General features: G+C 37.5%; 16 protein-coding genes and 2 pseudogenes. 15 read left to right on the top strand and 3 right to left on the bottom strand.

The window, feature by feature from the left end; genetic code table 11:
- Nucleotides 1-207: 207 nt before the first annotated feature.
- Entirely contained in the window at nt 208-1,680 is a 1,473-nt protein-coding gene (locus ACTNC6_RS10355; RefSeq protein WP_441044020.1) for a transposase, read from the bottom strand.
- Between the two features lie 171 nt (nt 1,681-1,851).
- Between ACTNC6_RS10355 and ACTNC6_RS10350 the strand changes: the two genes are divergently transcribed.
- The 15 genes and pseudogenes from ACTNC6_RS10350 (at nt 1,852) to ACTNC6_RS10280 (ending at nt 9,982) form a co-directional block, all read left to right on the top strand.
- On the top strand, nt 1,852-2,064 hold the full coding sequence (locus ACTNC6_RS10350; RefSeq protein WP_029732086.1) for a sporulation initiation factor Spo0A C-terminal domain-containing protein: 213 nt from the start codon (nt 1,852-1,854) through the stop codon (nt 2,062-2,064).
- 4 nt (nt 2,065-2,068) lie between these two features.
- Entirely contained in the window at nt 2,069-2,278 is a 210-nt protein-coding gene (locus ACTNC6_RS10345) for a hypothetical protein (protein WP_441044019.1), read from the top strand.
- The gene (locus ACTNC6_RS10340) at nt 2,265-2,483 is read left to right on the top strand and encodes a hypothetical protein (protein WP_304279163.1); all 219 of its coding nucleotides are present in this window, start codon (nt 2,265-2,267) and stop codon (nt 2,481-2,483) included. Before ACTNC6_RS10345 ends, ACTNC6_RS10340 begins: the two co-directional genes overlap by 14 nt.
- 179 nt (nt 2,484-2,662) lie before the next feature.
- Nucleotides 2,663-2,872 (top strand): DUF6219 family protein, encoded by a 210-nt coding sequence (locus tag ACTNC6_RS10335; RefSeq protein WP_168934311.1) that lies wholly within the window; start codon nt 2,663-2,665, stop codon nt 2,870-2,872.
- A 3-nt stretch (nt 2,873-2,875) separates the two neighbouring features.
- Nucleotides 2,876-3,331, top strand: coding sequence for a thioredoxin-dependent thiol peroxidase (bcp, locus tag ACTNC6_RS10330; protein WP_441044018.1), 456 nt, complete (start codon nt 2,876-2,878; stop codon nt 3,329-3,331).
- Nucleotides 3,331-4,080, top strand: coding sequence for a peroxide stress protein YaaA (gene yaaA / locus ACTNC6_RS10325; protein WP_024854728.1), 750 nt, complete (start codon nt 3,331-3,333; stop codon nt 4,078-4,080). Before bcp ends, yaaA begins: the two co-directional genes overlap by 1 nt.
- Nucleotides 4,081-4,207: 127 nt before the next feature.
- Nucleotides 4,208-4,615 (top strand): Fur family transcriptional regulator, encoded by a 408-nt coding sequence (locus ACTNC6_RS10320; protein WP_441034724.1) that lies wholly within the window; start codon nt 4,208-4,210, stop codon nt 4,613-4,615.
- A pseudogene (locus tag ACTNC6_RS10315) lies at nt 4,608-5,228 on the top strand (flavin reductase); the annotation flags it as partial. The gene ACTNC6_RS10320 and the pseudogene ACTNC6_RS10315, both read left to right, overlap by 8 nt.
- Nucleotides 5,229-5,246: 18 nt before the next feature.
- The gene (gene rbr, locus ACTNC6_RS10310; RefSeq protein WP_441044061.1) at nt 5,247-5,789 is read left to right on the top strand and encodes a rubrerythrin; all 543 of its coding nucleotides are present in this window, start codon (nt 5,247-5,249) and stop codon (nt 5,787-5,789) included.
- 12 nt (nt 5,790-5,801) lie between these two features.
- Nucleotides 5,802-6,028 (top strand): annotated as a pseudogene (locus ACTNC6_RS10305) (desulfoferrodoxin family protein); the annotation flags it as partial.
- 14 nt (nt 6,029-6,042) lie between these two features.
- Nucleotides 6,043-6,201: a rubredoxin gene (locus ACTNC6_RS10300; RefSeq protein ID WP_441034722.1), complete on the top strand. Its 159-nt coding sequence runs from the start codon at nt 6,043-6,045 to the stop codon at nt 6,199-6,201.
- A 949-nt stretch (nt 6,202-7,150) separates the two neighbouring features.
- The gene (locus ACTNC6_RS10295; protein WP_173743948.1) at nt 7,151-7,570 is read left to right on the top strand and encodes a twitching motility protein PilT; all 420 of its coding nucleotides are present in this window, start codon (nt 7,151-7,153) and stop codon (nt 7,568-7,570) included.
- 206 nt (nt 7,571-7,776) lie between these two features.
- A complete protein-coding gene (locus ACTNC6_RS10290; RefSeq protein WP_441044017.1) occupies nt 7,777-8,436 on the top strand; it encodes an IS607 family transposase in 660 nt (219 codons plus the stop codon).
- Nucleotides 8,384-9,547: an RNA-guided endonuclease InsQ/TnpB family protein gene (locus tag ACTNC6_RS10285; protein ID WP_441044016.1), complete on the top strand. Its 1,164-nt coding sequence runs from the start codon at nt 8,384-8,386 to the stop codon at nt 9,545-9,547. Before ACTNC6_RS10290 ends, ACTNC6_RS10285 begins: the two co-directional genes overlap by 53 nt.
- 177 nt (nt 9,548-9,724) lie before the next feature.
- Complete coding sequence (locus tag ACTNC6_RS10280; protein WP_173743947.1) at nt 9,725-9,982, top strand: hypothetical protein; 258 nt, start codon at nt 9,725-9,727, stop codon at nt 9,980-9,982.
- A 51-nt stretch (nt 9,983-10,033) separates the two neighbouring features.
- Here ACTNC6_RS10280 and ACTNC6_RS10275 read toward each other — a convergent pair whose 3' ends face one another.
- Both ACTNC6_RS10275 and ACTNC6_RS10270 read right to left on the bottom strand, forming a co-directional pair.
- Complete coding sequence (locus ACTNC6_RS10275; RefSeq protein WP_441044015.1) at nt 10,034-11,113, bottom strand: tyrosine-type recombinase/integrase; 1,080 nt, start codon at nt 11,111-11,113, stop codon at nt 10,034-10,036.
- 126 nt (nt 11,114-11,239) lie between these two features.
- Nucleotides 11,240-12,790, bottom strand: a complete 1,551-nt coding sequence (locus ACTNC6_RS10270) for a peptidoglycan DD-metalloendopeptidase family protein (protein WP_441034717.1) — start codon at nt 12,788-12,790, stop codon at nt 11,240-11,242.
- Nucleotide 12,791 lies beyond the last annotated feature (1 nt).

The following is a 12,791-nucleotide window of genomic DNA, read 5'->3' as shown; positions in this document are numbered from 1 at the left end:
AACAGGTACGTGGGCTTATTTTAGTGCTTAAAAATATTGTCAAAGAAATGATAATTTTATAGAAGAAATAGGTAATTGCGAAACTCAAATTTGAAATATGAGAGCAGTTATCCACAATAAATGGAGATGATAAATGCAAAAATGTTAAATGACGAAATATTTTAGGCATACTTAAATAAGCCATAGGGCTTATTAAGTTGGTAAGTCCTATGCTATGAGAGGCTTTAAGCTTCGAATATATTCGTGGTGATTGATCTTATCTGCGAGAACAACAGTAATAAGTTGGGTGATACCGGCAAGAATCAGATTAGTATGCAGAGTCTTCTCATTTTGGGTCCGGCGTCCTGCAAGACAGAGATTGTCTTTGATGTGGTTGATATCCCTTTCGACAACAGTTCTGATTTTATAGGTATCATCCCATTCTTCGGTGCCGCGGATCGTTCCGGGATAAGCACGAAGATTCTTTTCTGGGTAGATGTAGACCATCCGCCCACATTTAGAAGAGGTACAAGGGTTGTCACAGAAACAATGACGATGGGCTTTTTGAGTTGATTTATCATAAATCCATTTCATTTTTGGACAGACAAATTTATATCTTGTTGCTCCACTGCGAAGTTTGGAAGTGCCTTCGTATTTCATTTGTAAAGAAGGATCATGGGGACAACACGGAATACCATCTTCATTGATAGAATAATCCAGATTTTCAAGTCCGGATCTTGCATTCAGCGGAATATAAGCTTTCGAGAAATGTTTGTCATTACCAAAAGTGTCACCGGTAAGAAGGCTCTTATAGAGCTGTGCGGTATCGAAAGCAGCATCACCCAGGAAGGTTTTTGGATTAATCAAAGGATGCTTGGAAAAGAAGTCCTTCAGTGTCGGGATTAAAAGCTTTGAATCATGAACACATTTATCTTCGTCAGGGGAATCGGATTTCTTTTCGACAACGATGTCAGGATGTGAAGCCATAAAGTTTTTGTTATAAAAAGATATGTGGCGGATGATGCCCAGTCCGTTGGTGACAATACCGAACTTGAAGACATAGCAAAAATGCCCATTGATATAGAGCTGCTTAATCTCAGGATTAGCATAAGCATGAGAAGGCATGGAACCATAGGCAGCTTTATAAGGATCATAGGATTTATCAAAGCCCTGAGCTTTCGCATATGCCTTAAGCTGCTTGATGATCCTGTTAGCATACTTGGGATTATTTTCGGTAACAAATGCTTCGATGCCGGAAGAATCAAAGATGGTCATATCCGCTTTTGCAGAGTCAATCGCCTGACAGATAGGCTCGGTAACATCAACAAGGTTATCGAAAACAAGCTGGAGGTCATCTAAAAAATCCTGTTTGAATCGGGTGATTTTGGAAGCGTCAGGGACATTAATAAAACCGCAGAATTCCCGAAGTGATTTTGAGTAAGCGAGAAAAGTCAGGAGAAGCTGATCCGTAGGGATAGAAAAAATACGCTGAATAATCAAAGCCCACAGAAAAGCTTGCAAAGGGTATTTATGGGTTCTGCCTGTCGATGCATAGAAATGATTTCTAAAAGAAATCGGAATTAACTCATCAATATCGATATGTGTTTCTAATAGAGAAAGAAAAGCAGGTTTGTCATTTTCAAATTTTTCATGGCAATCTGAAAAAATATCTGCCAAAGAAAGCTGTTTATATGGTATCATAAGTATCAGAATAACTCCTTTCTTGGATGTAGGTTTATAGTTTTTAGTCAACTCTATTATACCATGTCCAGTGAGGAGTTATTTGTTTTTAGGTAACAAAAAATGCCGTATTTATGCGGTGTTGTGGCGTTTCGCAAACGCCTATTCTACTTATATATTGGAGGAAAATGAATGAGAGAGAAAACTATTTATGAGAAGATTGCAGAAAAGTACAACACAACACCAGAAGAGGTACGCAGAGAAATGCAGATAGCCATAGATGCAGGATTTGATAATCCCGATCCGGCTGTGCAGGAAGAATGGAAGAAAATGACACTTAAAGGAGACAGGCCCACACCGGAAGAAGTAATCAATTACGCAGTAAAAAAACTAAAAGGAAAATAAAAATATGAAGAAAAAGATAATTGCATTGATTTCAGGAGCAGTGATCTTGATAATTGCTGCAGGAAGTATTTATGGGAAATCTGAATCTGGTCATAAGGAAGGCGAACCGGATGTAGTTGGAACATTTTCCGTAAATCGAGATGAAAATATTACCGTGGTTGCTAACCGGGGACATATCGAGGATAAAGAAACTTTTGCAGATGTACAAGGATGATTCATTTTATTCGACAAAATTCTCCACAGACAGGGGATATGCGACGAGCCTTGATATGAACATCTATTTATGGAAAGAGGATATTGAAGATGGGGAATCGGTAATGACAGCCGAATATAGACCTGTAGAATACGGAAAGGACTATGATGTAGTCAATAATCCTGATAAATTTCAACTATATATAGATGGAAAAGAGATTAAATAGTAATCTCCTGAAAGAAAGCTTTTTGTCAGATTTTTTCAAAGAAAAATTAAATGGTAACAATACATAGTTTTAACCATGATATTCTGAAAAATTTTATAGGAATGCTCTATTATCAAATTGACATAGGAATGTGGTAGCGTATAATTAGAATTGAATACACTGAAAAATGGAGAAATTACATGAAAGCACATAAATATTGGTCAGTAGTAGCTTTAATCACAATGATTGGAACTTTTTATACAGGATATAAAGGGTTAAAAGCAGCACACAAATACTTTGCATTTGGCTCTCTGATATGCATGATCATGGCAGTCTATTCTGGTCATAAAATGATTTCAGGTAATAAAAGAACAAGAAAACAGGTGGAAAATACAAAAGCGGAGGAATAGTAAATGTTAGAGTTAGGAATAAAAGCATCGGATTTTGAATTGCCGGATCAGAACGGAGAAGTGCATAAATTAAGCGATTATGCAGGAAAAAAAGTGATCTTATATTTTTATCCAAAGGATAGTACACCAGGATGTACGAAGCAGGCATGTGGCTTTTCTGAGCGTTATCCACAGTTTACTGAGAAGGGAGCTGTTATTCTCGGAGTAAGCAAGGACTCTGTAGCGTCTCACAAGAGATTTGAAGAAAAATACGGACTGGCATTTACGCTATTAGCAGATCCGGAGCGTAAAGTTATTGAAGCATATGATGTCTGGAAAGAAAAGAAAAATTATGGAAAAGTATCTATGGGTGTAGTAAGAACTACATATCTTATTGATGAGCAGGGAATCATTATAAAGGCAAATGATAAAGTCAAGGCGACAGATGATCCTGAAAATATGCTTAAGGAATTGGCATAATGAAGATTATTTTATCACCTGCAAAAAAGATGATTGTAGATACCGATAACTTAGCACCGGTTGAACTGCCTGTCTATATTGATAAGACAGCAGAAGTATTAAACTGGATGAAAAGCAAATCAAAAGAAGAACTGAAAGCTATCTGGAAATGTAATGACAAGATTGCAGAGCAGAACTTTAACAGATTGGAAAATATGGATCTTTATAACAGGCTTACTCCGGCTGTTTTAGCATATGAAGGGATTGCATTTCAATATATGGCACCATCTGTGTTTGAAATCCAGCAGTTTGAGTATTTGCAAAATCATTTAAGAATCTTGTCTGCGTTTTATGGCATTTTAAAACCAATGGATGGTGTGACTCCTTATCGTCTTGAAATGCAGGCAAAGGTTGGAATTGGAGATGCAAAAAATCTGTATGAGTACTGGGGAGAATTGTTATACCGCTCAGTAATCGATGACAGTAGGATTATCATTAATCTTGCATCAAAAGAATACTCAAAATGTATAGAAAAGTATCTGACACCACAGGACAGATATATTACGATTGTATTTTGTGAGTTATCCGGAGATAAATTGGTAACAAAAGGTACCTATGCCAAGATGGCTCGTGGTGAAATGGTCAGATTCATAGCGGAAAATAATATTGAAAATCCGGTGGAGATTCAGAAATTTGACAGACTCGGATATTCGTTTAGGTCTGATTTATCTTCAGATTCAGAATATGTATTTGAACGCAAAATAAAATAGTTATTCAGGTAAAAGATGCTCAGTTTGGCAGTTTTTATAATAATGATAATTATTACTATTTTTATTGACAACAGGATAATAGTGGTATATAATCCTTATTAAGAACTAATCCTAATAAGGAAGACGAATGACAAGTAGGAGAAATACCATTCAAAAAGATCTTGTAAGAAATACCGTATACGAAATGAGAAGACACGTTACGGCAAATGAAGTGTATGAATTTATAAAAGAAGCATATCCAACAATTGGAAAAGGAACTGTATATAGAAATCTTGATATATTGGTAGAGGAAGGTGCATTAAGAAAGGTTGAAGTTCCGGATGGACCGAACCGATTTGATTTTATATTGAAAAATCATTACCATGTAAGATGTATAAAGTGCGGTGAAATTTTTGATGTGGATATGGATCAAATACCGGATTTGCTGGAAAGAATTCATAACACTCATGGAATTGAATTTGTGGATTATGATATTTCATTTAAAGGCATTTGCCCGAAATGCAGGGAGAAGGTAAAGGGGGGACAGCATGGATAGGAAAGCAATGTATAAGTTGAGTTATGGACTGTTTATATTGACCGCTAAAGAAGCAGAAAAAGATAACGGATGCATCATTAATACAGCCATTCAGGCAGCTTCGGCACCAAACCAGTTAAGTATCTGTGTAAATAAGGCAAATTATACGCATGATATGATTCAAAGAACCGGAAAATTTACTGTATCAGTCTTAAGTCAGAAGGCACAATTTGAATTGTTCAAACATTTTGGCTTCCAATCAGGAAGAGATACCAATAAGTTTGAAGCATTTGAGCAGTGTGCCAGGGGCACAAATGGTATTTATTATATTACAGAAGGTACAAATGCATACATTTCTGTGACAGTTACTAAAACAGAGGACTTGGGTTCACATACGATGTTTATCGGTGAGATAACCGATATGGAAGTTTTAAGCAATGTTCCTTCAGTAACATATGATTATTATCAGAATAATATTAAGCCTAAGCCACAGGAGGTTGGAAAAACAGAGGACAGTCAGACAATATGGCGTTGCAGAATTTGCGGATATGAATATGTAGGCGAGGAATTACCAGATGACTTTATATGTCCTTTGTGCAAGCACCCGGCATCAGATTTTGAAAAAGTAGTAAAGAAAACGGAGGTAAAAGAGATGGCAGCAAACAAATATGCAGGAACACAGACAGAGAAGAATTTACAGGAGGCATTTGCAGGGGAATCACAGGCAAGAAATAAGTATACCTATTTTGCTTCTGTAGCGAAAAAGGAAGGTTACGAGCAGATGTCAGCATTGTTTTTAAAGACTGCAGATAATGAGAAAGAACATGCAAAGATGTGGTTCAAGGAATTAGCAGGAATTGGTGATACAAAGGAAAACCTGGCGGCAGCGGCAGAAGGCGAAAATTATGAGTGGACAGATATGTATGATGGCTTTGCTAAAACAGCAGAGGAAGAAGGTTTCCCTGAGCTTGCAGCAAAATTTAGAGCAGTAGGAGAAATTGAAAAGCACCATGAGGAGAGATATCGTGCACTTCTTAAGAACATGGAAACTGCTCAGGTGTTTGAGAAGAGCGAAGTGAAGGTATGGGAATGCCGTAACTGTGGACATATTGTAGTCGGAACAAAGGCTCCAGAGGTATGCCCGGTATGCAATCATCCGCAGAGTTATTTTGAAGTACGTGCAGAGAATTATTAAGAGAGAATAGACATGGAAGTAAAATATTATGTATGTAAGCATTGTGGAAACATTGTTGAAAAGGTAAAGACAAAGGTGTACCTGTAATTTGTTGTGGAGAGCTGATGCCGGAACTGAAAGCCGGAGTGACAGATGCTGCTGTCGAGAAGCATGTACCGGTATATACACTAGACGGTAATTTGGTTCATGTTGTTGTTGGAGAAATCAAACATCCAATGCTTGAAGAACACTTTATTGAAAGGAGGATTCAATAATGAAATATGTATGTGATGTTTGCGGATGGGAGTATGACGAGGAGATTGGATACCCGGAAGGTGGTATTGCACCAGGAACAAAATGGGAAGATGTTCCGGAAGATTTTGAATGCCCATTATGTAATGTTGGAAAAGATGAGTTTTCAGAAGTTGAATAGAAGCCTAATCTTTTGTTAAATACGGATGGATAAACCAAAACCCTGGTGCGTGAGCAACAGGGTTTTTTATGTGCGCCTTGCGGCGCACGTTTCTAACGGGTGAAAGTCCCCAATCCGCCCTAGTAGTGGGAAGGATACAGCCAAGACCAAGGGTGTCCATCGCGAGGTGGAATCTGAAGGAAGGTGGCGGCAAATCTCTGGTCTGACGAACAGAAATCACATCAGGCTTCAGTTAAGGATAAGATTGCATAACAAATCAAAGTCCAATAACTACTCGGAATTAACTGTAGTAAATGTGGCAGATATATGGAGAGAAAGAAACGTGTGGTACCAAGGGAGGTCTCGTCAGCGGATGGAAACAGAGTATGAAATCCGTCAGTAACAACGAATGGCGAGAAGTCAGCAGAAGCCATAGTAAACCAGCGGTTACAAACAGTTGACCCAAGAACATTGCAGGATATCATGGGTCATGCTTCTATGAAAATGACAATGGAATTGTATAATCACGTTACAGATGAACGCTTGACAAACGAAATTCAGAAGTTAAATAATAGGCGTATTTCGTAATATAATAAGCTTACAACATTTTTAGATAAAAAATAGCTAGCTTACACCAAAATTAACCGTTCTGTAACAATAAGCTTACACCAATTTGATTCTGAAATGGTTATAAAAGGGCTTTACTACACCAATTTTACACCAAACACATACCAAGATATAAGAAGATATAAGAAAATACAGAGAGTTCTGAAATCGAACAGATACATCACATAGTGATAATTATCTCCAAAAATCCAGTAAAAACATGCATTTTTTTAAATTCAATAAAAATTCACAAAAAAAGCAAATAACCTCTTGAATTTTATGATAATATGCACTATAATTGAAACATATTAATTGAGGAATTTAGTAATAATTAATATTATATGTGTCTAAGGAGGAAAACAGGATGGTTGAACTGATTGTAGGAAAGAAAGGTAAAGGCAAAACAAAAGTACTTTTAGACAAAGTGAATGGAGCGGTTAAAGAAGCGAATGGTAGCATTGTTTATTTGGACAAAAGCACCAAGCACATGTATGAACTGAATAATAAGGTTCGTCTGATCGATGTATCCGGCTTCCCGATTAAGAATGCAGATGAATTTGTAGGATTTATTTGTGGTATTCTTTCACAGGATCATGATCTCGAGCAGATTTATCTTGACAGTTTTCTGAAGGTAGCCAAGCTGGAGGGTAAGGATGTTACAAGTACCCTTGAGCAGTTAGAATCCATTGGAACTCAGTTTAACGTTACTTTTATAATCAGTATGTCTTTAGACAAAGAAGAACTTCCTGAAATATTCCATGAGAAAGTTATCGTGGCTTTATAATAATGACAACCAGGAAATGACTCTTATTAAATTTTAAAATTACATAACGAAATGCAAAAAGGATATCTCCATATAACGTGTCAGATATCCTTTTTGTGGCACAGAAAGAGGTTATTAGCAGTTAAATATAAATTATAAAATTATATAAGCACATGTTGAGTTTTATAAGATATTAGGGTAGAATATTATTGAAAGGAGTTGATACTTTGAGTAAATATTATTCTATACATGAATTTTCAAAAATTATAGGCGTATCTGCCCAGACATTACGAAATTGGGATGCCAATGGAAAACTTCATCCGCATCATACTACAGTAAGTGGCTATAGATATTATTCTGATGAGCAACTCAACCAGGTAATAAATGTAAAGCCTAAAAACCGCATTACAATTGGATATTGTCGTGTTTCCAGTCATAAACAAAAAGATGATCTGGAACGACAGATTGATAATGTTAAAACATATCTTCTGGCAAAAGGACAGCCGTTTGAAATAATAAGTGATATCGGTTCCGGAATTAATTATAAGAAAAAAGGGCTCCAGGAATTGATCAGGCGAATATCTCAAAATCAGGTTGAAAAGATTGTTGTTTTGTATAAAGACCGGTTACTGCGATTTGGTTTTGAGTTGATAGAATATATCGCTTCACTTTATAATTGTGAGATTGAGATTATTGATAATACTGAAAAGTCCGAACAGCAGGAACTTGTTGAAGACCTGGTTCAGATAATCACTGTATTCAGTTGCAAATTACAAGGAAAACGAGCAAACAAAGCTAAGAAACTTATCCGGGAATTGATACAGGAGGAAACAGATGGTAAAAGCCATAAAAGTAATGATGATACCAAACAATGTACAGAAAACTAAGATGTTTCAGTACGCAGGTGCTTCAAGATTTGCTTATAACTGGGCTTTGGCCAGGGAAATAGAGAACTATGAAAAAGGCGGCGGATTCATTTCAGATGCAGAACTCAGAAAAGAATTTACGAAGCTTAGACATTCTGATGAATATGTATGGTTACTGAATATCTCAAATAATGTGACCAAACAGGCAGTTAAAGATGCCTGTACTGCTTATAAGAACTTTTTCAGGGGGTTGCAAAAGTTCCCAAGATTCAAGTCAAAAAAGAGATCTATGCCGAAGTTCTATCAGGACAACGTTAAGATACGCTTCAGTAATACACACGTTAAATTTGAAGGCTTTTCTTCCAGCAGGAAAGCAAATAAACAAAAAATGAATTGGGTAAGACTTGCAGAACATGGACGTATTCCGACAAATGCTAAATATATGAACCCGAGAATATCCTTTGACGGATTGAACTGGTGGATCAGCGTATGTGTAGAATTTCCTGACTGCAGGGAAACACTTAATGATGACGGAGTCGGCATAGACCTGGGAATCAAAGATCTGGCTGTCTGCTCTGATGGGACTAAGTATAAGAACATCAATAAGAGTCAGAAAGTAAAGAAATTAGAAAAACAGAAACGCAGATTACAGCGTAGTATCTCTCGTTCTTACGAGAAAAATAAGAAAGGGGAAAGTTACTGTAAAACAAATAATGTAATCAAAAAGGAAAAACTTTTATTAAAACGAAATCACAGATTAACAAACATCCGTAAAAATTATTTAAATCAGACCATATCGGAGATCGTAGATCGAAAACCAAGATTTATATGTATTGAAGATCTGAATGTCAGTGGAATGATGAAAAACAGACATTTATCCAAAGCAGTTCAGGCACAGGGATTTTTTTGGTTTAGAAAACAGCTTGAATATAAGTGCAGCGATAAAGGGATCCAGATTATTGTAGCTGATCGGTTTTATCCATCATCAAAGCTTTGCAGCTGTTGTGGAAACATCAAAAAAGATTTGAAGTTATCTGACAGAGTTTATAGATGTGCGTGTGGGAATATGATTGACAGAGATTTCCAGGCATCTATAAATCTTAAGACTTATGGAGAAAAATTTGCAAGCTGACACTGAAATGTTAATGCAAATATGTACGGATACGTTAGTCCGAAATTTACGCCTATGGAGAGTACAAGAACTTGTGAGTAGATTGATATTTATATCATCAAAAGCATACTCGTTGAAGTAGGAATGGAACATAGAAGTTTATAACTTTTTATAAGTTTTCAGTAACGGTTGATAAAAATGGAAGAGTTATACCATGCAATTGAGAAAAAAATTACAGAAGCCGGGTATCCCAGAAGCATTTCAGGGGAAGCGGTATATAATGATATCTGTGATCAGATAGATGGGAAGGAAAATGGTTCTTATGTTTTATTGTCCAAATTTGATGATGATGTTATTTTTGAATATCATATTACAGTGATGGATGATGAATTTAATCTGGGAGTTCTGACAATGCGGACTCCGGAGGGGGTTTTTGAGACAAATTTCGATGAATAATTAATCCAGAGAATAAAAATTGGGGCAGATCAGTTTCTGATCTGCTCCTTTTTAATCTTCCCGTAAATGCACTGCAGAAGCCGCTTTACGCCGTCTTGCGTCATCCATGGCTGCATAATGCTTCTTGGTTGTATTAACGTCTCTATGGCCCAATACGTCGGCTACAAGGTATATGTCACCTGTTTCCTGATAGAGAGCAGTACCATAAGTGCTTCGGAGCTTATGGGGGGTGATTTTCTTGGTTGTAGTAATTGCCCGTGCATATTTTTTTACAAGGTTTTCTACAGCCTGGATACCAATGCGTTTTCGCTGAGTAGAGTAGAAGAGAGCGTGTTCATGTCCGGTTACAGGAGTAACTCCCTCCCGAACTGTCAGGTATTGGCGCAGAGCCCGTTCCACTTCCGAACCGAAGTATACAACCATTTCATTGCCGCCTTTTCGGGTGATCTTGATACCATTATTTTTAAAATCAATATCCTCCACATCCAGTCCTACACATTCAGATACACGTATTCCTGTGCCAAGCAGGAGAGTAACAATAGCCAGATCCCGTTCTTTTGTTTTTTCATAATAAGCCTTTTTCTGTCCGGTAAGCTCATCGCCGCAATGTTCTATGTGATCCAGCAGGAGAGCAACCTCATCGGAATCCAGCCGAATGATGCTTTTATCATGGATCTTTGGTACATCCACAAGAACAGTTGGATTTGTTTTTATGAATTCATGTTTAAAATAATAGGCGTAAAAGCTTCTTAAAGCAGAAAGCTTACGTTTCATTCCGCGTTCCCCATTGGTTTCGGTTTTGTCACCATTTTTGTAGACCTTCAGATATTCCAGATATTCCTCAATATCAACCGCCTTTAACTGATCCAGGACATCAACAGTAAAATCCTTTAAAGAGTAATTTTTAAAGGCAGGGTTTTCATCCAGTAAAAACTGAAAAAAGATCCGTATGTCATAGGCATAGGAAATTCTGGTATTGGTTGTGGTAACCGGATCCATAGCCCTGAAATAATCCCTGCAGAAAGGAGGAAGAGTTTTCAGAACTTCACGAAGCTTCAGGACATTAGAAATATCTGTTTGTTCATGATAGGTAATTTTTTTGTTGTCATTATAATCGTTTTGGTTATTCATTTGCTCATTTGCTCCTGTAGAAGTGGGCGTTCAATCTATACGACAAACGCCGGTTTTTCAAATAGATCAAGATAAATTACACATAAACCCTTAAATCAGTCTGTTATATGTGGTAAAGCATCCCTTTTATGAGGGACGCTTTACGTAATTTAATGGATTCTGATTTGTACCATTTGCGATCACACCAAAATGTAAATGTGGTCCGGTACTGTTGCCGGTACTGCCAACATATCCAATAATTTGTCCTTTGGTTACTTTGGTACCGACTTTGACTTTGGGATGAAATTTAGATTGATGCATATATTCAGTGACAAATCCTTTTCCATGGTCAATTTTGGTATAATAGCCTGCACCTCCGCTTTCTGACGGTTTTTGCATTGTAATGACTGTACCGCTGTCTGCTGCATAGATCGGTGTGCCTGTAGGTGCCGGAATATCGATGCCATTATGATTGGTGGAACCAATACCTCCCGGAGATTCTCTGTTTCCGAAATAGCTGCTGATATAATTGTAACTGGAGTTTAAAGGCCACCGAAACGACACTTTATGATACTCAGGTATCATTGCTCCGTTCTCTCCTACGTAATCAGTGCCGACCCATTGATTTTGAGCCAGGATGCCTGTGGCGGGATCCAGATAGTATTTTTCTCCATCTACAGTGACCCATCCGATTTCCCTTACACAGGTAGAAGGATTCAGATAATATTTGTTTCCCCCCAGTGTAAGCCATCCGGAGGCCAGTGTACCGTCTGCCTGGGAATAGTAATAGGAACTGGATTTTTTGACCCATTTTTTGACAACCAGCTTGCCATTTGAGTCAAAATAATATCTGTTTCCGGATTTATCCTTCAGGAAGCAATTATCATAACGGATGCCGTTTTTTTCTTTAAAATAGTATTTATAACCGTCAATTTCCTGCCATCCTGTCATTAATTTACAGTCAGAAGAACGGAAATACCGATAATAAGAATCCGGCTTATAAAAACCCTTCACCAATCTTCCATTGGATGCGGCATAATAATAGGAACCATCTGTCTCCTTGTACCATCCCTTCCGTACAAGCTGTCCGGTTTCACGGTGGAAGGAATACCAGTATTTTTGAATCTTAAGACGTCCCTTAGCCAGAGTTCCATTGGATTTCAGATAATAAGTAGCCTTTCCTTTTTTGGCAAAGCAGTTTTTCAGCATTTTTCCCTTATCTGAGAAACAATATATCTTGTTTCCTACTTTTCGGAAACCGGAACGGATCACACCATCCTTCCAGAAATAATATTTATTTCCGGCGGTTGTAGTGATCCAGCCAGTGTACATATAGCCCTTTTTCTCATCAAAAAAATAATTCTTTCCATTGACGGTCTGCCAGGTGGTAAGCATTTTACCCTTCTCATTGAAGCAGTATTTCTTTCCGGAAATGGACAGGATTCCGGCCTTTGCTGCACCGGTTTTTCCAAAATAATACATATGACCTGAAGATGTTTTATACCAGCCCTTTGCCAGTTTCCCTTTCTGATCATAGTAATACCAGGAACCGTTTTTCTTAATAAATCCGGTCTTCTTCTGGGCAGCCTCTGTGCGGACTGCAGTTGTCATCAATCCGGTGCCGGATAATGTCAGTATGAGCATAGTCAGCACCAATATTGCCAGACACTGCTTCCTGTTGTTTGTTTTTCGCTTCATC

It is taken from the genome of Blautia sp. HCP3S3_C4, from assembly GCF_052064095.1.
Classification (GTDB): domain Bacteria; phylum Bacillota; class Clostridia; order Lachnospirales; family Lachnospiraceae; genus Blautia_A.
Note: the sequence above shows the minus strand (reverse complement) of the source record. Positions and strands in the feature narration are given on the sequence as shown.